Raw genomic sequence first — 21,047 nt, 5'->3', positions numbered from 1 at the left:
CGACATCTGGTGAATACAACACGGGAACACTGCATAGAACTTTTCTCCGCAGTCACTAATCCGATCCACCTGCCTGCTGCTAACTGACTTCGTTGACATCCCATCGGATTAGCGCAAAAATAAGAATAGAGAAATCCATCGGATGACGGATAAACAGCGAACCGGATCGCATACAGTAAGAGGGCACGACGCGCTAATAACAGGTGTCGGCCCTTTTCTTGACTCCACCCGCTGAACTGACTTCACCTATAACAAAAGGAGAACAATGCTTATGTCCAAGAAAGGATTACTTCACGGTTATGTCGTATCGAACTGGCCTATCTATCTGTTTGCTGTTCTTCTGATTATTGCCTCCAATGTCGGGCAAGCATCCCTGCCCCGCATACTCGGCAGTTTCACGGATCAATTGATGCAGAACACACTCCAGATGCAGACAATCGTAAGGTACAGCCTGTCCCTTCTAGCTATTGCCATCGGCTATAATCTACTGTTCGGTACCGGACAGTTCATGATTATGAAGCTTGGTCGACGCTTCGAATTCTTGACGCGTGAGCGTATATTCAGTAAGTTTTCCGAACTTAGCGAACATTATTTCTCCAAACAAGGGAACGGAAAACTGCTCAGTTATGTCATGAACGATGTTACTTCCGTACGTGAAGCAATATCCAATGGCGTGACACTCATGACCAATGCCACCTTCCTGCTGTTGTCCTGCATTGTGATGATGCTGCTTAGCGGGATTCCGTTGACACTCATTCTAATCAGCGTTGTACCTTTGCTGGCGATTCCATTTTTGGTCGTATTTTTCGGTCCGCGGATTCGCAAGCGCTCTCGTGAAGTACAGGAAGCCCTTGCAACCATGACGGAATCTGCAGAAGAACAGCTGGGCGGCATTCGCGTAACCAAGACGTTTGCCATCGAAGACAGTGCTCGTGCACGTTTTGGAACTACCGTCGATGCAATTAAGAGCAAACAGCTTCGGCTTGTTCGTCTGTCTTCCTTGTTTCAAGCTTTGCTCCCGCTGCTGGGGGCCATCTCACTGGTTGTTTCTCTGCTTGTCGGAGGTATGATGACCATGCAGAATTCCATTACACTCGGGAGTTTTGTCGCCCTAACCTTATATTTGCGCATTATCATGGGACCGCTTCAACAGATCGGTAATGTCATCAATACCGTTCAGCGCTCAGGCGCATCCTTGGAGCGGGTGAATGACCTGCTCAGCGAAGTAGCGGATGTGCGTGAACTTCCCGAAGCCACAGCGCTCCATACCGTACAAGATATCACCATGGAGAATCTAACCTTCTCCTATCCTGGCAGTTCATCCCTTGCTCTCAAAAATATTCAACTCCATATTCGTGCCGGGCGAACGGTGGGTATTGTAGGCAAGACCGGCTCAGGTAAAAGCACCCTCGTTAAGCTGTTGCTGCGTACATACGAACCACCTGAAGGAACGATTCGCATCAATGGTACCGATATTCGGCAGCTATCGCTGGAAAGTCTGAGATCGCGCATCGCCTATGTCCCTCAGGATGGCTTCCTGTTTAGCACCACCATCCGGGATAACATCGCATTCAGCGACCGGGAAGTATCGCTGGATACAGTGGAACATAGTGCACGGCAAGCCATGATCTATGACAATATTGTCCGTTTTCCTGATCGCTTCGATACACGTCTTGGCGAACGTGGACTTACCCTGTCTGGTGGACAACGTCAGCGAACCAGTCTTGCAAGAGGACTGATCAAGCAAGCACAGTTACTTATTCTGGATGACAGCATGAGCGCGGTTGATGCCGTTACAGAGAGCGGTATTCTGCGCAGTTTGCGCGAGATCGGCAAGGGCAAGACCACATTGATCATCTCACATCGCATCAGCGCGGTCCGTCACGCAGACGATATCATCGTTCTGGATGAAGGGCGCGTCGCTGAGCAGGGAACACATGCGCAGTTGATGGCTGCCAAGGGGTTATATGCGGCCACCTACCGTTTGCAGGAGGAGGGATTACATCATGTCTAACGCTGAACTTCGACCAGATGCAGAAGACGATCAGAGTAAACGAACTTCGTTCAAAGCGATGATGGCATACGCCAAACCGCATAAATGGGCATTTGCCGGCATCTTCTTCTGCTCACTGCTGGGCATATCGGCAGATCTACTGCAACCCTATCTGGTGAAGATTGCCATCGATGATCATCTGGCCATCGGCCAGACCAGTGTGGGCTTTCTCGTTCAGCTCGCAGCCATCTTTCTCGGGCTGGCTGTTATTAGTTTTATTTTTACCTATGTGCAGAATAATCTGTTGCAGCATGTGGGACAGAACATTGTATCCCGGATTCGAAAGGACCTGTTCAAACATATCTCCAAGATGTCCATGTCTTTCTTTGACCGTTTTCATATCGGCAGTCTAGTCACGAACGTATCCAGTGATACGGAAACCATCAGCAGCTTTTTCACCCAAGTCCTGCTCAGTCTGATTCGAGATGGTATGATGCTGGTGCTCATTATCGTCTTTATGTTCCAACTTGATCCTGTGCTCGCGGGTTACTCCCTGATCGTCCTGCCTGTCATTGCAGTGGTTGCGGTATTATTCCGTAGTCGACTGCGGAAGGCTTATCAGAATGCCCGTACGCGTCTTTCCCGTTTAATCGCATTTACAGCGGAGAACCTGTCCGGCATGTTCCTGATTCAGGCTTTTCACCAGGAAGAAGAACAGAAGAAACGTTTCTCGGAACAAAATGCGCTCCATCTGAAAGCCAACATTGCTCAAGCCCGCTCCAATGTCATATTCAACCGGACCTTTGATATCCTTGGCAATGCGGCACTGGTCATGATGGTCTGGCTTGGAGGTCGCGCGGTTCTGGGTGAGTCCCTGCAAGTCGGGGTATTATATGCGTTTATCAGTTATATTCGGCAGTTCTTCCAACCAATCAACCAGATTACGATGCAGTGGAATACATTCCAGTCCACCACCGTATCCATGGATCGCATCTGGAACATTCTGAATACGCGGCCTGAAGTTGCCGATCCTGAGCCTAAGCAGGCCTCTTCGCTGGAACCTCGGAACGTGATGGGCCAGATTGATTTTAATGATGTGTCGTTTGGTTATCAGGCAGATCGGCCCCTGATCCAGCATATGAACCTGCACCTCTATCCAGGTGAAATGGTAGGGATCGTGGGCACAACAGGCGCTGGAAAAAGCACCCTGATCTCCCTGCTCAATCGCTTTTATGATGTAGACAAGGGCAGTATCGAAATTGATGGTACCGATATTCGGCAGTTGCCGCAGGCCAAACTTCATCGGATCGTGGGTCTGATTCAACAGGAACCATTCCTCTTCTCTGGTTCCATCATTGATAATGTGAGAATGTTTCGTGAGGATATCACGCGAGAGCAGGCAATTGAAGCCTGCCGTTTTGTCGGAGCACATGCCATGATTTCACGTTTGTCACAAGGATATGATACACATCTGTCCGAGCGCGGAAGCGGGCTTTCCGCCGGGGAGCGGCAGTTGATATCGTTTGCCCGGATCGTTGTGTTCCAGCCCCGAGTGCTCATCCTGGATGAGGCAACGGCCAATCTGGATTCACACACGGAACAGCTCGTGCAGCAGGCTCTGGAATCGGTATCCCAAGGACGCACCACCATTGTCATTGCCCATCGTCTGTCCACAGTGATGCATGCGGACCGAATTCTGGTGATGGAGAATGGCGAGATTGTGGAGGAAGGCTCGCATCAGGAGCTGATTGAAGCTCAAGGCGTGTATGCCGATCTGTACACACACGCGCGAGATGCAGGTAAAAATTCAGCGATATCAGGGTAATGGACCTGAATTAAGTTCGTGTTAAACTATAGATCGGGCTAATGAATTCATCTGAGCCTGTGTCATAGCCAATAACGTTGAACATGCCGCTCTGCTCATGCAGGCGGCACGTTTGGCATATCGATCAGCATTGTTATGAGGAGGAACATCTATGCAGCAACCTGGAATACCCAAGCATGATCATCAGCAGATATATTACCGACGCAGCACCGCTCTATGGAAAGCAAGTCTATGCTTCCTTTTCCTTTTCTTGTGTGTGAGCCTATTATGGATCATCGTGGACGGACAAGCCGAAAGACTGGAGACGATATACTATTCCATCGCTGCCGTGCTGGGCATGTGGTTGGTCGGACCGCTATTCTTCATGTTCGTGTCACGATTAATCAGAAGCCCTGCCGTGTTGTTATCCTGGGATGATGATGCGTTGAACACGGGCAAGCGGAAGATTCCATGGAGCCGGATTCGCAAAGTCGAACTTGCCTCACCTGCCCGCAGCAAGTGGCTCCTGTCTGCTTCTCCCATGATCGTTCTGTTCCTGAAGGACGGCACCCGGTCTCATATTCAGACCGATCATCTACTCAGCAAAAAAGAGCTGAACCAAGCGGTGACTTTGCTTCAGGAGACTTTGCATGATCAGCAGCAAGATCATGGACTATCGTGAGGGATGAGACAAGCCTCCCACACCACACATCACTGTGATTTCTCCACACCTATGGACAGGCTGACTCTGTAATTGCCGTAAGGCAGCAATGCTTCCAACAGTTGTCCAAGTTCCTCTGTGGTGCTGGTCTGCACCCGCATCAGATAACAGCCCTCTCCGCTGACGCGATGGACTTCAACGATGTCCTTACGATCAGCAATGAATATACGAAAGGCAGCATGTCTGTTACCGGAGTTCAAGAAAACCGTGACAAAGGCCTGTAGGCCGAGGCCAAGGCGTTCCGGGTTCCATTTTACCGTGTACCCTTCGATTACCCCCAGGTCTTGCAGCTTGCGCACTCTTGCACCGACGGCCTGTCCCGTGAGATGAACCTCTTCACCGATCTCTTTGTGAGAACGTTTGGCATCCTGAATCAGGATCTGCAAAATACGGATATCTGTGTCATCTATCATTTCATTCATCTTGCTTCAGCAATCCTTTCACGGTGAAATTAGCTTAGCCTAATTCCATTCATCATGTTATGTACGCCGTTAAACGGGTTGTATACCATATAGGGTAATACTATTCAACAACCCGAAGGAGTGCAAATATCATGAAAATTCAATTGATTCGCAATGCAACACTGTGGCTGGAATACGGAGGGCTGAACATTCTCGTTGATCCCATGCTGATGGACGCCGAAGTCATGCCCGCATTCCCCAATACACCCAATGAGTTACGTAATCCAAGAGTAGCTCTGCCTGAAACCGAAACGGATTATCTGCATCCAGATCTGTTGATTGTGACACATACCCATCCCGATCACTGGGATGAAGCAGCGGCGAAACAACTTGGTAAAGACATTCCTCTAATCTGCCAGCCTGGGGATGAGCATGTATTTCTGGGTGCCGGATTCACAAATGTAACAGCTGTCGAAGAAAAACATGAGCATCACTCTGTCCGATTCGCCCGCACATCCGGGCATCATGGCACAGGTGAAATCGGAGAACGTATGGGCAACGTGTCCGGTTTCGTACTTGAAGCAGATGGAGAACCCGTCACCTATATCGCTGGGGATACCATCTGGTGCGAAGAACCTGCTGAAGCCATTCGTCAATACACACCTGAAGTCATTATCGTGAATGCCGGAGGCGCACGCTTCCTGGAGGGTGATCCCATTACAATGGACGGGCCTGACGTTGTAGCCGTGAAGCGCCATGCGCCGTCTGCTCATGTCATCGCCGTGCACATGGATGCGATTAATCATTGTATGATGTCTCGTACGGATCTTGCCACTTATCTGACATCCGAGCAGTTGGATGGTCAGGTACTCATTCCGCGTGATGGCGAAAGTTTTGAGTTTTAAGTTTTAAGATTGGAGGTTGAAGTGAACGCTACGCTGAAGAGAAATAACCTTTCAAACGGGCGGGTGATTGTAACGAACTCAGCACACGCTATTCGTCTGTTTTCGGCTAATCTAATATTCTAACGAAGCCTATACACGTTATTCGCTATCTGGATGAGTTTTTCCCGAGATTTGCCCGTCATTTTGCTATGATAAGGTGTCTCAGATTCGTTAATTTTCAACTATAAAGATAATCGACATAATAAGGTGTCCCAGGTTCGTTAGCACGTACGTAGATGACTGTGTACATGCAGTGTGTAACTGCGTAGTGTGTAGTATGTGGTTTGTAGTATGTAGTGTGTAGTATGTAGTGTGTAATACGTACTATTTACTCCGTACTGTGTACTGTTTACTACATGTTCAACACACGTGTTACATCGATACCCTGCTTGCTACGCGTCAGCCACATTATTGCCCGTGTCGCCATGCCTTCTGTTCCCCTATAAAATACGACGAAAAAGCTGGATGCATTGAACTTGCACCCAGCTTTTTTGATACATGAACCAAGCTAACCCGCAGGCATCCCTCTCGGACATCCAACGTGCAATCAGGTTCCCGTGCCTCACCTTTTACCTGATCCCTTATTGCACTTTCAAACGGATCACGTTCCATGACGCTTTCGCCAAGCTCGCTGTAATCAGGGTCTCGGATACCTCTGCACCCCCGCGATTATGAGGAGCAACGCGGTTCGGTTGTGCGGCCGTATTCGATGCTTTGAGGTCATCGCTTTCCAGCACGATATGCTCGATCAAGCTGCATTTCCCGAAACTGCGCAGATCCACTTCGAGCGGAAGCGCTTCTTCCAGATGACGGTTGACTGCGAATACAGTCACTTCACCCTGCTCTTCGTTATGAACTGCAATGCCCTCGAGATAAGGAACATCTGTGATTTGTTTGGTATCGTATTTCGGAGATTGGATCAATGGCACCAATGCCGTTCCACGTCCAAACAAGGACGTATGCATGAATGGATAGAAGATCGTCTGTCTCCACGAACCACCGCCTGTTTCTGTCATGATCGGCGCAATAACGTTAACGAGTTGTGCCAGACATGCCATTTTGACCCGATCCGCATGTTTGAGCATACTGATCAACATACAACCAACAAGCAGTGCATCCTCATGGTTGTAGATATCCTCCAGCTGTGGCGGAGCAATCTGCCACGGATCCATTTTGGAGTCACTTTCATGGGAGTGATACCATACATTCCACTCGTCAAAGGACAGATACATGGTCTTTTTGCTGCGTTTCTTCGCTTTAATATAATCACAGGTCGCCTTCACGGTATCGATAAAACGATCCATTTCAAGTGAGCGTGCCAGGAACGTTGGCGTATCCTGCTCCTGATTACCATAGTACTGATGCAGGGACAGATACTCCACATGATCATACGTATGATCCAGCACGGTTGCTTCCCAATCCGGGAATGAAGGCATATTCAGATTCGAACTTCCGCAGGCTACCAGTTCAATGGTCGGGTCCGTCCACTTCATGACTTTTGCCGCTTCAACAGCAGCACGTCCATACTCTTCTGCCGTTTTGTGACCGATCTGCCAAGGACCATCCATCTCGTTGCCCAGACACCATGTTTTGATCGCATGCGGCTGCTTGTATCCATGCTTGATGCGAAGATCACTATAATACGAACCTTCCGGATGGTTGCTGTACTCTACAATATTGCGGGCTGCATCGGCGCCACGTGTTCCCAGATTAACGGCCATCATGACTTCGGAATTGGCCTGTTTCGCCCAGTCCACGAATTCGTTAAAGCCAAATTCATTGGTCTCAATTGTTCTCCAAGCCAGTTCCAGTCTGCGTTTGCGTTCTGACACAGGTCCAACCGAATCTTCCCAATTGTAACCGGATACAAAATTACCTCCTGGATAACGTACAATCGGTACGTGCAGCTCTTTGACCATCTCCAGCACATCCGTGCGAAAACCCTGTTCGTTCGCAGATGGATGTCCAGGCTCATATATTCCACCATACACGGCACGTCCAAGATGCTCAATGAATGAACCGTATAAACGCTTATCAACTACTCCAATAGTAAAATCTTTGTCTACCGTCATTTTTGCTTTTTCCATAATGAATTTCAACTCCCTAAGATTAATATAAAAATTAATTGATATTCTATGGATCAACGTTCATATTTATATTAAAATCGATTATAGCCTCAATTTCAACCTGAATTTTGCAAAATGTTATTCTTTTTACTGAATTTATGTTTAACTTAATTCTATAAAGACATATTGGAGGAACAACTGTGATCCGAGCAAATACCGATGCCGAATGGCTACCCCTATATGAAGCACTTGCCAGTGAAGTACGTTTACAGATTATCCGCCTTGTTGCCGAGACACCCATGAATGTGAAAGACCTCGCTGCTTCATTGGGTCTGAGTAGTGCCATCGTGACCATGCATGTCCGCAAACTTCAAGATGTGGGCATTATTCAGTCCAAAATGATACGCAAAGACGGTGGCACGCATAAAATGAACAGCCTTGCTGTAGACTGGATTGGCATCTCCATGCCGCAGGAAAGCGGCACAGCCCGCAAGCTGCACGAGGTTTCTGTACCTGTGGGACACTACACCCACTTTGACGTCTATCCGACATGCGGGCTGGCAACGTCCACTCAGGTGATTGGCCAGTACGATGACCCTCGCTATTTCCTCGACCCCGAGCGAATGCATGCCCATATTCTGTGGTTTGGCCGTGGATTTGTGGAATACAAAATTCCAAACTATATTTTATCCGGACAGCAGATCAACGCCATTGAACTGTCCCTGGAGATCGGATCAGAAGCCCCATCCGTTAATCCCAATTGGCCCTCGGATATTACTTTTATGCTCAATGGCATCCGATTGGGTGAATGGACAAGCCCTGGAGATTCAGGCAACGGACGCGGCATGTTCACCCCGGAATGGTGGAGCGACAGTGTCAATCAATATGGCATGCTCAAGGTACTGCGAATCACCAATGAGGGCACATTTATTGATGGACAACACCTATCCGCAATTACACTTTCAGATATCCCTGTTGAACGCAACCAGTGGACCCTTCGTCTATCTGTAGAGGAAGATGCCCAGCATGTAGGCGGACTCACATTGTATGGTGAGGGATTTGGCAACTACAATCAGGACATCCTGTTCCGCCTGTACTATCAGGATTGAATTGTTCCGTTCAATAGATAACACAAAAACACCTCCCACTCGCCCGTCAAAGGCAAAATGGAAGGTGTTTTGTATACCTATAAACATCCGCAGAATATCATAGAGGTTCTAAGAAAGTCTTGTTCTAACCTACAGCGCACTGCCACCAAACAGGAAGCGGTACTCCCAATGTTTGCCAGAGATATCACTAATCGTTACACCACCGCCGGCGTTGGAATACGTATGTAATACCTTGCCGTCGCCCAGGTAGATCCCTGTGTGCGTAATGGTTGCGCTGGATTTATTCACGCCCGAATACGATGATGCAGAACTGCCTTTATACGACATGAAATACATCAGATCCCCGCGCTTCAGGTTTTTCCAGTTGGTCTGAACAGCACCCTTAGCTTTCACATATGCTCCCTGTTTACGAGAATCAGCTGGAAGCTTGATGCCAAGTGCATCGATAAAAGCCTGACGTATAAAGCTGGAACAGTCAAACGTAGCTGTGCTGTTACGACTCGCTCCGAATTCATACGGTGTACCCCAATATTTCATTCCCGCCGCAATAACTTTCTCCACAGACGCATTGCCGGTTTCCGATGTGGCACTATTTGAACCTGACCCGCTTGTACCGCCACTTACAGCTTGTGTGTATTTGGATGAAGAAGATATGTAGCCTGTCCGATTCGCAGAATCCTTAATCTTATACCAATCCGAACCGGATTGCTGAAGCACTGTTACCGTCTCCCCTTTAGCGATCAAGCGAACAACTTTCGCAGAAGAAGAAGGTGTTGTGCGTAGGTTTACGCCCCAAATTACTTTTACTTGTGAATTCTCAACAGCAGCTGCCGATACCTGTGCCGTTAGTGCTCCTGTCGTCAGACTTCCCATCAGCATCGATGCTGTGACACTTGCTGTAATAATTGTTTTCTTCCAATTCATGATGTCGAGTTCCCCCTGATGTTACAGAATTTTAACCTGGGTTGCTTCTCCCCGGCTTGCCCCATTGTAAACGGGCTATCCATAACGTTCATCAGCCAAAAGTCCTGTATTGATGCAGGCGCACTTGAGCACTAAGTAACAGGGTCTGTCCATCCTCTATTGGCAAAAAGCACTGCTGATTCCTTCTTTTACAAAGGTTAAATTATTGTAACTATTTGATATGCTTCATTTTTCACCGATAAAAGAGTTAGGTCAATCCTCATCCAGTACATGGGTCATATGAACTATATTTTAATGTTTAAAATCGCAAATATGGTAAACATTACTATGGTTCAATTTCTAATTACCGTTACCCATTTGAAGGTTTATTATAAAAAAAGAAAAAGCCAGGGATTTCTCCCCAGCTTAATCTGTATTTCTCGTGTCCTTAATGATCCTACTACTGGTTAAGTAGCTGTTTATTGATTAAGGTTCAATTCCCCATACCTTCGCGCCGTCCTGATAAGCTGTCACTTTCGTCCAAGCACTGAAGGCCGTTTGGGTGGAATCAAAGGAATAATCATTCGTTAGATCAAAATTCGTCCAGTTGTTTTTCGAGAAGCGCACCTGGATAATTCCGGTCTCGGCACCCGCTGCCAAACTGCCCGCACCCGATTTGAATCCAATCTCCAGATAGGTATCTGCCGTGCCCTTGGCCGGATCGATCGAAACAAAATGTCCTTCCACGTTACTGCTTCCAATCTGGGCATAATCACACCAGAAACTCAGATCAGCCGCACTATCCTTCGTGAAATAATACCGGAGCTTCACTTTGCTCAAGTCCACAGCAGTTGTACCTGTATTCTTCACATTGAACTGTGGAGTGATCGCATTGCCTGAAGTTCCTGAACCACCATTGCGATATTGTACTTCAAGTGCTCCCGTTGTGACCGGAGGGGCTAATGGGGTCAATACCAAGACATTCGAATTCGTCTGACCACTCGTATTCACGGCTACGATTCGGTAATTATATGCCGTACCATTCACCGCTGTAGCATCGGTATACGTCAGTGCAGTCAACCCCGTTGCCAGATCAGTATACGCCCCGTTGCCTACCGAACGCTGTACCTTATAACTTGTTGCTCCAGTCGATGCTGTCCATGTCAGTACCGCCTGGGCATTCCCAGCCGTTCCAGTAAGGTTGAATGCGCCTGGCACAACGACACCTGCGAGTGGTGTTGCAGATGCCTGTGTCGACGGTGCAGACTCACCTGCGGCATTCACCGCAGTGATGACATAATAATACGTTGTGCCGTTGGTCAAGCCCGTATCCGTGAATGTTGATCCTGTGACCCCTGTTGCTACAGACGTATAAGGACCACCGTTCACTTCTGCACGTTTCACAGTATACGAGGCTGCACCAGCGGCTGCGTTCCAATTCAGAACCACCTGCTCGCTTCCTCCGGTTGCTGTTACGCCAGCAGGAGCACCGGGCACTTCCACTCCCGGACTATCGGAATCTCCGAGGAGTCGATCATACTCTCCATAAGCTGTGGCCATATCCACCTGTGACCAGAAGCGGTGATACGTAAAGGTAGGTGCTCCGTTCTCCCACTGCTTCGTGGTCGGGTTATACGACGTTTTGTACAGGTTATCCAGGTAAGCCCATGCCGGATCTTGCTTGATGGCCGGGCGCAGGTCGGAGTATCCAATGTATACGCCATTGCCGCCTTTCGCTGGATCGGAAGGTACACCTGCTGTACCTGGAATCGTATTGCCTTGACCAAAGGTTCCGGACCAGTTGGCCGGGATATAGATCTCTTTGGCAAAGAAGCGGAAGTAGTCTTTACGCTCTTCTTCGGTAACGATACCCACACCATCATTGTAATCCCAAGCAGTATCCAACAGAGCTTCCGCCAGATCCTTGGCTTCTTGACCTTTCACACTAAGTGTGCCGTTCTCCGCCTGTGTCCCTGCCGCGAAGAAGGTCAGTGCTTTAACGTAACTTCCCAGAACTCCTGTGTCCTGCACGGGGTCTTTGGTCGTTACACGGAAGTTCGGATTTTCCGTAAACGAACTGAAGCCGTTCCATTTGTCCGGCTGACCCTGCCATTCCTGACCACCCGGAATCCAGAACTCTCCTGGAGCCGGTGTTGTCGCTACCTGAACATTGGTTCCACCCAAAATGCGCTGTCCTGCTGCATTCAGATAGTAGCCTTGCGCATCCGTCACCGGACGCTCACCTACAAATACATAATCCTTGGACCAGTCAATCCACTTCGTGATCACTTTCTTGGCCATCTGGAAGTTCTCAGAGGACAGATCACCGCTCTCGGCAAGAATATAATACATCTCGGCTACACGCTCCAGCGGCCATGCCTGGAATCCAAACCATGTGTTGGAATCCGGGTCACGATACACGGGTGCTTCTTGATAGGCCATGTCATAGAAGGTACTGATTCCTGCCGGATAGGCCGCATAGGAACCACCGATACTGTTCGTTGCCCCCCCGCCAATGGCTCCTTCATGGGATTGCAGCCAAGTGTAGAATTCCAGCTGACGTTTGAGCGTGGCATTCCAATCTGCCTTCGCTGTTGCTGATTCAGGAATCAGGCCGCCAGCCGGGTCAGACAAGGCATAGGCTGCAACCGGGTTTTGATAAGCCTGATGGGTATGACTCGCTCCAATGCGCCAAGCCCAATCCCCACCTTGACCCAAACCACCGCCCCATGACGTATACCAAGCCATGAGATACATGTTGGAATCTTTGCCTGTACCCGGCGTCGGTGTACCGTTCTTAGCACTTCCAATTTTCTGGAAGTATTTATCATACATGCCATAGCGCAGGTAGTCGCCCATCTTCTTCGCTTTATCCAGGTATTCCGGGTTGTTGTATCCCATCTCTTTCGCCCAGTACAGAACCTGAACAGCACGTGCATCGGCATCCGTTGCGTTGGTGTAACGCCATTGCGCTGACGGTGTCTGATTTTCCTTGGTGAACAAGCTCATAAAGCCTTCGTTTGCCTTACCAAAGGATTTATCATCCTGGGATGGATGCGGAATCGCTTCCCACACAGATTCCTGCTCCCCACGCTGGAATGTGTTCACATAGGTAGCCGTATGGGATGGATTCAACAGGTTACCGTATCCATACCAGTTATCCACATCCACCAGCCAGTGCATGAGATAAGTCTGATTGTCACCATAGGTCGCCTTCAGTTCAGCATCAATCGGGTCTTTACCCGCTGCATACTGCCCATTAAGTTGCGATGGATATTGATCCGGGAATGGTTTTTCCCCTGCATACGTAGCAGGGCTGTTCGGGTTGTATGAGCTCATCGTAGGCTGCTCTTCCTTGCCGTCACCTTCGTTGACCGGGATAATGAATTTTTCCATACTGTCCCATGCGGCTTCCAGTTGGGACCAGTCTCCCGTATAGTGACCATACATGGTCTCTAGCCATAGCCAGTAACTGTATGCCTCGGACGTCGTCATATGACCATAATCCGGGGCCTCACTCAGCAGGGTCTCAATGGAATGATAAGGTAGACCCTCTGGCGAGAAATATCCGTTTGCCGGATCTTTCAACTGTTCATACAATTGCAAAAACCGGGCTTCATTGATGCTGTCGGACTGAATCTCGATGGCCTGATCTGCGGCGTGTGCCGTTTGCGGCCCTGCCCACAGTCCGGTGTATCCGGTCAACATGACAGTACCCGCCAGCATGGCTGTTAAACTTTTTTTCGCAGCTGATTTCAACATTGATATATACCTCCCTGGAATAGTGGAATATAAATGCGTTTCAAAAAGAGTGGTTTTCAGTACCGAGAAGATGGGATGAAGCTAGAAATGGCGTAGCGCAGCGTAGGGAAAACTACGTGAGCGACCACAATGTTTCCCAAGGAAACATTCTTCGTAAGCCTCCCACTTATTTCGGCTGAATTCCATATTCGATGCTGATGATGCCACCAGGCATCCTTCGTAATCAAAAGCGAACTTTTTGAACATCCTCTATAAGTGCTGTTGGTCTGCCCATGCTGCTCTTCGACTTATGACATTCAGCCAGTTACGGCTCCAAGCCCCATACTTTGTTGGTTCCCTGATACGCGGTTACCTTGTTCCATGCGGCAAAAGCCGTCTTGGAGGCATCATAGGAATAGTCATTACTTTGATCGAAATTGCTCCAGTTATTTTTGGAAAAGCGTGTCTGGATCACGCCGGTCTCTGCTCCAGCGGCCAAACTGCCTGCTCCGGACTTGAAGCTGATCTCCAGATACGTATCAGCTGTACCCTTCGCCGGATTCACCGCGACAAATGTTCCTTCAACATTGGCCGTACCCATCTGGGCATAATCACACCAGAACGTCATATCATCGGTACCATCCTTGGTAAAATAATATCGGATCTTCACTGTACTAAGATCGATTGCCTGTGTGCCGGTATTTTTCACATTGAACTGCGGGGTCACCGCATTGCTTGAATTCCCGGACCCTCCACTGCGGTACTGCACTTCGAGTGTATCCGTCGTCACCGGAGGTGCAGAAGGCGTCAGTGCCAGGACATTGGACAGCGTCTGCCCGTTCGCATTCATGGCTGCAATCCGGTAATTGTACGTGGTGCCATTCAGCGCAGTCGTATCCGTGTAAGTCAATATGGACAATCCGGTTGCCACATCCGCGTATGTTCCTCCTGCCATCGAACGTTGTACCTTATAGCTGGTAGCGCCCGAAGCTGCTGTCCAGGTCAGGACCGACTGTGCATTGCCAGCCGTCCCACTTAAAGTCAGTGCTCCCGGCACTGTTGAAGCTGCTTGCGGCGTAGCCGACACCTGCATAGAACCCGATGATTCCCCTGCTGAATTCACGGCAGTCACTACATAATAATAAGTGGTTCCATTCGTCAGCCCCGTGTTCGTATAGGTCAATCCATTCACACCCGTCGCGACAGTGGTATATGGCCCTCCACTTACCTCGGAACGCTTCACCGTATACGATTCAGCCCCGGAACCAGCTGTCCAGGTCAGGTTAACCTGACTGCTTCCCGCCACAGCCTGCACGCTAGCAGGTGCGCTTGGAACCGTAACTGGTGCCACACCAGGCTCCTGTCCGTACACCTTCACTCCGGCATCATAGACTGGAAGGTAGATGCTCTTCACAGGATTGCCTGTGGTCAGCGACTGGAACGAATGGTCATTGTTTGCATTCCATGCGCCCTGTGGGCCTGTAATGCGGAACTGTACTTCTTTGCGATAATTCCCTTCCCCACCGGGATAGATCTTCGTATTACCAAAGTTCGCCGTAATCGCATAGATATGCTGGGCTGCATTCACCACAACCGGTTGGGATACCGTCGCTCCCTCCGTATAGGAGGTGGTCACATGAACGTCCGATACAGTACGTCCAGCAGCATACACTTCACTCAAATCCAGGAAATATTTAAAAGAAAGTTGATCTCCCATTCGGGCAGGCCAAGCGGAACGATTATTAAGCTGTGCCTGGATTTCCGTATAATTGGAACCGGATGATTTGATGGCAGCTTCCACAAAGAACTCCTCACCCTTGACCTCAGGTGCAGGGAAATTCGCAAGAGGTTGATGATTCTGACCAAACAATAGATTCATCTTTGCCAGTGCACCAGTAAAACCGGCATTGTAATCAGTTGCCACCTCATTGCTCACATAATCTCCGATATCATCGGTATATCCATCTGATGCATCCGGTCCGCCGACCATGGCACCATACAGAATGTGGCGATGGTTAGCCGGGATATCCTCGTTATTCAGCCACGAACTGTGAGCGGTTCGATGATGCGGATGTTGGGGTGCATTTTGCCCGTATCCGACCACATAACTGCTCTGACGCGGGTTATCACCCAGAATATAATTCATCTGCGAGACGGCGAAATCCTGATATCTTGATTTTTTCACAGGATCACTGACCCAGTCGGAGTATACGAAAGAAATAAAGGCTGCATTCGCTGCATAACGGAGCGAGCCCCATTGATCCAGCCACGCAAGACCTCCTGGCGTATACTTGACTCGTGTCCCATTAACTCCAACTGTCCAGTAATCCAGGTTGCGTTCTGTCGACTGAATAAATCTCGTCGCCTCCGGCATGTTCAAGTTGGACGTAATCCGGGCAAGCAGGATCTGGGCACCATAATGTTTACTGTCCCAACCTTGTGTCCAGGTATACGGCCAATTGGCTGAGCCTCCGCTAGAAGACCAACGGTCCGTAGCTGCAATGGCTTTGGACAAGTAAGCGCTATCATTAGTGGCTAAATATAACCATGCTCCACCCCATGCCAGCTCGTCTTCGTATCCTGTCCACGAGTTATAGAACGCTGCGGCATCCGTGATACAATCGGTGTATTCCCCACGATACGTATCTGCAAAGTTGTACAGCTCTTTGGCATGTTGGAGCAATCTGGCCGAGTATGCCGGGTCATCATCTGCAAATACAATCGACGACGCTGCCAGTGCTGCCGCTGTTTCTGCCGCCAGATCACTGCCTGGGCAGGTAGCATCAATCTTGAACGAAGGACGGTTCATCTGCATGACCTCTGCCGGTCCCCACCAGGCATGATCCGTATTACCTGCTCCGACTTGTCCCCATAATTCATTTGGTTTGGTATGCGCTTTCATAAAATAGTCGGTCGCCCATCGGATATTATCCTTGATCTCCTCCAGTTGTCCTGCCTGTTCATATCCGTCGCCGTATTCCACGACAGACCAAGCGAGCATCGTAGCGGAAGCAGCCATCGGAAAGCCGAATTTCACATGATCCCCGGCATCATACCACCCTCCGGTCAGATCGACGCCTACATCAGACCCATCCTGCATGCCTGAATTACCACGCCATTCGACCCGATTATTTGCTGGTAATGGCCCCGAACGCTGGGCTTCATAGAAGTAAATGGCTTTTTGCAGTGCTTCAGCATAGTTCTGATCTCCGGCGGCCGCATCCGCCTTACGAAGTCCTGTGTTCATCGAGAAACTCCCTGCCAATAATCCTGCCGATAACGCGATCATGGCGACTCGTCTCCACCAGCTCCCCTTCATGTTCAACTATTCATCTCCTCTTCATGAATATTCCTTATGCATTACTCTGGACTGCAAGTTTATATCGCTCCTCTCCATGGTGTATTTGAGTGTAAGTTACACCATTAATTACCATTATAGCCGTTTGTTTTACTAGCTATATAAGCGTTGGTGACTTCTGAAATAACATTGTTGTGACCTAGTCTGCGTCAAACGACAAAAAAGCTGTTTCTCTAACCCATATACGCGTTAGAGAAACAGCTTCTCGCCCTTGCTATAATCAATACCACAAATTAAATGGCATTCTGACCATTCCGTCTGTATATTCTTCTACCCTTAGGTATCCAAACATCTTAATGATTATACTTTGAACTTGTTAATCTGCTCCTGCAGTTCTTCAGCCATTTTGGATAATGAACCTGCGGATGAAGCGATCTCTTCCATGGAAGCCAACTGCTGTTGAGTTGCGGCAGACACATTATGAACCCCGCCTGCTGCCTCTCCGGCGATGTTGGAGATCTGACTTACATAGCCTACGACTTCAGTCGTACTCGCTGACATTTCTTCTGAACCAGCGGATACTTCTTGAATTTCACCCGCTACTTTGTTAACCGCATCCGAGATCTGCTCGAACGCTTGCCCTGCCGCAGTAACCATCTCGATTCCTGCTTCCGTCTCACTGCTGTTCACTTTGACTGCCTGAACAGCATGATCGGTATCTTTCTGAATCAACTGAACGAGATCCGTAATCCGTTGGGCTGATGTGGAAGATTCCTCAGCAAGCTTACGCACTTCTCCTGCAACTACAGCAAAACCACGTCCATGCTCTCCTGCTCGTGCGGCTTCAATGGCTGCATTCAGTGCAAGCAGATTGGTCTGCCGGGCAATGTTGTTGATTACCTCGGTAATGGTTCCAATCTCTGCTGAACGTTCCCCCAGCCCTGTTACCAACTCTGTAAGTGAAGCAATGGAATTTCGAACAGAACCCATCTGTTCAACCGCTTGCTGAATGATCATGTTCCCTTCGGAAGATTGATTCGCCGCATCCACAGCAGATACAGATACACTCTGGGCAAGCTCAGCAATCTGCTCCGACCCGAGAGCCATCTCATTCATCGCCTGTGAAGAACGCTTCACAATATCGACCTGATCGGACGTACCCACAGCCAATTCCTCTACCGTTTGGGAGATCTGTTCCGAAGCTTGGGTATTCTGCTCCGCACTTGCAAGAAGCTCTTCCGATGAAGCAGCTACCTGCTCGGAAGTCATTGATACCGATTCAATCATCTCGCGCAGATTACCCGACATGGTATTAAAGGAATTAGCCAACGTGCCTAATTCATCCTTATTCTTCAGTACAATTTTCTCGCCTGTCAGATCACCACTTGCTATTGCCATGGCAGCTTCATTCATCTTTTTGATTGGACGTGAGATGATGCTTGCAATGAAGAAAGCAATGAACATCGCAACCAGGAAGGCAAAAATTGTAACAGCCAAAATTATATTAAATGTATTTTCTGCAAGCAAAACAGACTCATTTGTTGCAGCATCCGATCCTTCATTGCCCAAATTAATTAACTTGGTGATAGAGTCATTTGCTGTGTACCATAGTGGATAAGCCTCCGTGTGTAAACGGCTAGACTCATCATAATTGTTGTTCAAACCAAATTCGACAAATGCCGGCATTTTCGCTACATAAGCATCATAATTCGTACTAAAATCATTATAGAGCTTAAGCGCTGCATCGTTGTTTGCAATTAACGTTTGTAACTGTTTACGCTCATCTTCAATCTTGGTAAGCAGCAACTGTAGCGCTTCGTTCATCTTAGCCGACTCATCTTCGTTCTGTTCAACAATGATGGCCAGTGCGAGTCGTTCTACATCCGACACATCGCCGTTCATTTTCCCCAGTAAGCTCACACTCGGCATCCAGGTCTGATCCACTTCATTCGCCTTGCCAGACATACTATGAATCTGGACTAATGCGTAGCCACTTACAAAAACCAGCAGAATTACGACTGCCAGAAAACCAGTCAATAACTTGCCTCGAATCGTTAACCTCAATTTCCCCAACATCTTCCCCCGCGTGTCTTCCACATTCCCCACTCCTCAACTTAGCGCATAAACTAATGCATATGAATAATATATCGTCACCTCTAGTCATGAATTGTAGATGTCAGAATTCAATTTCTACAAATTTCATGTAACTTCGAAAATAAAGCAAAAGAAGCCTCCCATCTTTGGAAAAACCAGAGATACGAGACTTCTTTCAATAATAATAACTACCATCTATTCACTAGACATTTCTTTCAATCGCTAACCAAAAACACGCCGGTGTATGTTAATAAAGAAGTCAGGTATCGACTTGGTATAATTGCGGGTTGTAATCAGAACCACACTAAGCAGACTACCGAGAAGGAATCCTCCCAGAATATCTCCTGGATAATGCACACCAACGTATATACGAGACACCCCTGTCAACACAGCAAGCAATAGCATCCATAACCCCAAGCGACGCCCAATAAAGAATGAAGCAGCCGCGAGAGCAAATACAAAGGAGGCATGCTTACTTGGAAAAGATGGGTCAGGTACATGGGCAACCAGTTGATGTACGTTTCCCTCCACAAAAGGTCTTGGATGGCCGACCGCAGGTGATATGCCCCATTTCGCCAGAACTAACGCTGCAATGGATGCCACGCAAGCATAGAAAACGATACGCTGTTTGGATGGATCGCCAAGAAACCATACAATAACGAGTAGTGCAATCATAACCCAGACCGCATACTCCGATGATGTAATCATAAACCAGTCCAGAAATGGAATTTGGTCTGCAAACTGATTAATCCAATGAAATACGGATTGATTCATAACTGGCTTTTAATACCTCCATTACACACAACAAGATTATTTTTTACATATTAAATAGTCACTAACTATTTGTCAAACAATCCTCACATTGACCGAAGTTACGAAATCAAAGAGGACATTTTACTTTCTTTTTGTTAAACTAGTTTGGGTTACATATCAGTTCAAACATAGAAAGGTGAAGATTATGCTTAAAAAATGGTTATGGGGTACAGCCCTGACCCTGATGCTTGCTGTCACAGGGGTCGTTGTATATTACGGATATTCGATTGTTCATTTTGCCAATAGCATCTCAACCACTTCCGGGACTTCATCCAACGCTTCCTCATCTGGCACAGACAGCGACTCAGATACCCAAACGACAACGATTCCCAGATGGGAGGGCCAGGAACGGGTGAACATTCTGCTGCTTGGCGGAGATTCAAGGGGTGACGATGCGGGACGCTCGGACTCGGTCATGGTCGCTTCTATTGATCCCGTCACGAAGAAAGCCCATCTATTCTCCGTACTGCGAGATACCTATGTCGCAATCCCCGGTCATGGAAAGAGCAGGCTCAATGCAGCCTTTTCCTACGGAGGTGCAGAGCTGACCAAACAAACCGTCAGTGATCTGCTCGGTATTCCCATTCAGCATTATGTGTACACGGACTTTACAGGCTTCATGGCACTCGTTGATGCGGTAGGTGGTATTGAGATTGATGTTGAGAAAGATATGTATTACACCAGTAAAGCGGATAAACATATGTATGACATCGATTTAAAAAAGGGATTGCAGCATATGGATGGCAAAACAGCCCTTCAATATGTTCGTTTCCGCCATGATGCTACCTCGGATTTCACCCGTACCGAACGGCAGCGAATCTTCATGACCGAACTGGCCAAAAAGATGCAGAGTACCACTTCGCTCTTCAAAATCCCGGATATCCTGGAAGCGATCGCACCTTACATAGAGACGGATCTTAGTCCGACCCAGATGTTGAAACTGGCGTCCCTTGGCTTCGATATCCATGCGAACGAAATAGACCAGCAGCAGATTCCACCGAACAAGCTGCTCACCAATGAACTGGTAGGCTCCGCTCAGGTGCTGGGTGTCGATGTAAGCAAACTCCAGTCCTATATTCAGAAACTGTTTGAAGAAGATGCTGCGCCCTCGGAGTCTTCATCATCAGATGAACAGAACTGAGAATAACAGAGTTGAAAAT

General features: G+C 48.3%; 13 protein-coding genes. 6 read left to right on the top strand and 7 right to left on the bottom strand.

Translation table 11 applies throughout. The features are described from left to right. Positions 1–271 precede the first annotated feature (271 nt). The 3 genes from MKZ12_RS05940 to MKZ12_RS05930 all read left to right on the top strand — a co-directional run bounded on the left by MKZ12_RS05940 (position 272) and on the right by MKZ12_RS05930 (position 4,479). The gene (locus MKZ12_RS05940; protein ID WP_339259303.1) at positions 272–2,014 is read left to right on the top strand and encodes an ABC transporter ATP-binding protein; all 1,743 of its coding nucleotides are present in this window, start codon (positions 272–274) and stop codon (positions 2,012–2,014) included. Next, the gene (locus MKZ12_RS05935) at positions 2,007–3,818 is read left to right on the top strand and encodes an ABC transporter ATP-binding protein (protein WP_339240160.1); all 1,812 of its coding nucleotides are present in this window, start codon (positions 2,007–2,009) and stop codon (positions 3,816–3,818) included. Before MKZ12_RS05940 ends, MKZ12_RS05935 begins: the two co-directional genes overlap by 8 nt. 151 nt (positions 3,819–3,969) lie before the next feature. Then, a complete protein-coding gene (locus MKZ12_RS05930; protein WP_339259301.1) occupies positions 3,970–4,479 on the top strand; it encodes a hypothetical protein in 510 nt (169 codons plus the stop codon). A gap of 29 nt (positions 4,480–4,508) precedes the next feature. Here the strand turns inward: MKZ12_RS05930 and MKZ12_RS05925 are convergent, their stop codons facing one another. Continuing rightward, a complete protein-coding gene (locus MKZ12_RS05925; protein WP_339259299.1) occupies positions 4,509–4,940 on the bottom strand; it encodes an Lrp/AsnC family transcriptional regulator in 432 nt (143 codons plus the stop codon). A 131-nt stretch (positions 4,941–5,071) separates the two neighbouring features. Here MKZ12_RS05925 and MKZ12_RS05920 point away from each other — a divergent pair, with 131 nt between their 5' ends. Then, on the top strand, positions 5,072–5,824 hold the full coding sequence (locus tag MKZ12_RS05920; protein WP_339259297.1) for an MBL fold metallo-hydrolase: 753 nt from the start codon (positions 5,072–5,074) through the stop codon (positions 5,822–5,824). 620 nt (positions 5,825–6,444) lie between these two features. Here MKZ12_RS05920 and MKZ12_RS05915 read toward each other — a convergent pair. After that, positions 6,445–7,950, bottom strand: coding sequence for an alpha-N-arabinofuranosidase (locus tag MKZ12_RS05915; RefSeq protein WP_339259295.1), 1,506 nt, complete (start codon positions 7,948–7,950; stop codon positions 6,445–6,447). Between the two features lie 179 nt (positions 7,951–8,129). Here MKZ12_RS05915 and MKZ12_RS05910 point away from each other — a divergent pair, with 179 nt between their 5' ends. Then, the gene (locus MKZ12_RS05910) at positions 8,130–9,038 is read left to right on the top strand and encodes an ArsR family transcriptional regulator (protein WP_339259292.1); all 909 of its coding nucleotides are present in this window, start codon (positions 8,130–8,132) and stop codon (positions 9,036–9,038) included. Between the two features lie 129 nt (positions 9,039–9,167). On the opposite strand, the gene MKZ12_RS05905 is transcribed toward MKZ12_RS05910, so the two are convergent. The 5 genes from MKZ12_RS05905 to MKZ12_RS05885 all read right to left on the bottom strand — a co-directional run bounded on the left by MKZ12_RS05905 (position 9,168) and on the right by MKZ12_RS05885 (position 19,848). Then, entirely contained in the window at positions 9,168–9,962 is a 795-nt protein-coding gene (locus MKZ12_RS05905) for an SH3 domain-containing C40 family peptidase (RefSeq protein ID WP_339240152.1), read from the bottom strand. A gap of 465 nt (positions 9,963–10,427) precedes the next feature. Then, the gene (locus tag MKZ12_RS05900; protein WP_339259290.1) at positions 10,428–13,703 is read right to left on the bottom strand and encodes a glycoside hydrolase family 48 protein; all 3,276 of its coding nucleotides are present in this window, start codon (positions 13,701–13,703) and stop codon (positions 10,428–10,430) included. A 304-nt stretch (positions 13,704–14,007) separates the two neighbouring features. Beyond that, entirely contained in the window at positions 14,008–16,929 is a 2,922-nt protein-coding gene (locus tag MKZ12_RS05895; RefSeq protein WP_339261326.1) for a glycoside hydrolase family 9 protein, read from the bottom strand. 411 nt (positions 16,930–17,340) lie between these two features. Next, on the bottom strand, positions 17,341–19,056 hold the full coding sequence (locus tag MKZ12_RS05890; protein WP_339261324.1) for a methyl-accepting chemotaxis protein: 1,716 nt from the start codon (positions 19,054–19,056) through the stop codon (positions 17,341–17,343). 240 nt (positions 19,057–19,296) lie between these two features. Then, positions 19,297–19,848 (bottom strand): undecaprenyl-diphosphatase, encoded by a 552-nt coding sequence (locus tag MKZ12_RS05885; protein WP_339240148.1) that lies wholly within the window; start codon positions 19,846–19,848, stop codon positions 19,297–19,299. A 184-nt stretch (positions 19,849–20,032) separates the two neighbouring features. On the opposite strand from MKZ12_RS05885, the gene MKZ12_RS05880 reads away from it, so the two are divergent. Then, on the top strand, positions 20,033–21,028 hold the full coding sequence (locus MKZ12_RS05880; RefSeq protein WP_339240145.1) for an LCP family protein: 996 nt from the start codon (positions 20,033–20,035) through the stop codon (positions 21,026–21,028). Positions 21,029–21,047: the final 19 nt, after the last annotated feature.

This window comes from Paenibacillus sp. FSL R5-0713 (assembly GCF_037973325.1).
Taxonomy (GTDB): Bacteria; Bacillota; Bacilli; order Paenibacillales; family Paenibacillaceae; genus Paenibacillus.
Note: the sequence above shows the minus strand (reverse complement) of the source record. Positions and strands in the feature narration are given on the sequence as shown.

Excerpts from the sequence above, each read along its gene's own strand:
- MKZ12_RS05940 (WP_339259303.1), top strand. The coding sequence starts at position 272 with ATGTCCAAGAAAGGATTACTTCACGGTTATGTCGTATCGAACTGGCCT.
- MKZ12_RS05935 (WP_339240160.1), top strand. The coding sequence starts at position 2,007 with ATGTCTAACGCTGAACTTCGACCAGATGCAGAAGACGATCAGAGTAAA.
- MKZ12_RS05930 (WP_339259301.1), top strand. The coding sequence starts at position 3,970 with ATGCAGCAACCTGGAATACCCAAGCATGATCATCAGCAGATATATTAC.
- MKZ12_RS05925 (WP_339259299.1), bottom strand. The coding sequence starts at position 4,940 with ATGAATGAAATGATAGATGACACAGATATCCGTATTTTGCAGATCCTG.
- MKZ12_RS05920 (WP_339259297.1), top strand. The coding sequence starts at position 5,072 with ATGAAAATTCAATTGATTCGCAATGCAACACTGTGGCTGGAATACGGA.
- MKZ12_RS05915 (WP_339259295.1), bottom strand. The coding sequence starts at position 7,950 with ATGGAAAAAGCAAAAATGACGGTAGACAAAGATTTTACTATTGGAGTA.
- MKZ12_RS05905 (WP_339240152.1), bottom strand. The coding sequence starts at position 9,962 with ATGAATTGGAAGAAAACAATTATTACAGCAAGTGTCACAGCATCGATG.
- MKZ12_RS05900 (WP_339259290.1), bottom strand. The coding sequence starts at position 13,703 with ATGTTGAAATCAGCTGCGAAAAAAAGTTTAACAGCCATGCTGGCGGGT.
- MKZ12_RS05895 (WP_339261326.1), bottom strand. The coding sequence starts at position 16,929 with ATGAACACAGGACTTCGTAAGGCGGATGCGGCCGCCGGAGATCAGAAC.
- MKZ12_RS05890 (WP_339261324.1), bottom strand. The coding sequence starts at position 19,056 with ATGTTGGGGAAATTGAGGTTAACGATTCGAGGCAAGTTATTGACTGGT.
- MKZ12_RS05885 (WP_339240148.1), bottom strand. The coding sequence starts at position 19,848 with ATGAATCAATCCGTATTTCATTGGATTAATCAGTTTGCAGACCAAATT.
- MKZ12_RS05880 (WP_339240145.1), top strand. The coding sequence starts at position 20,033 with ATGCTTAAAAAATGGTTATGGGGTACAGCCCTGACCCTGATGCTTGCT.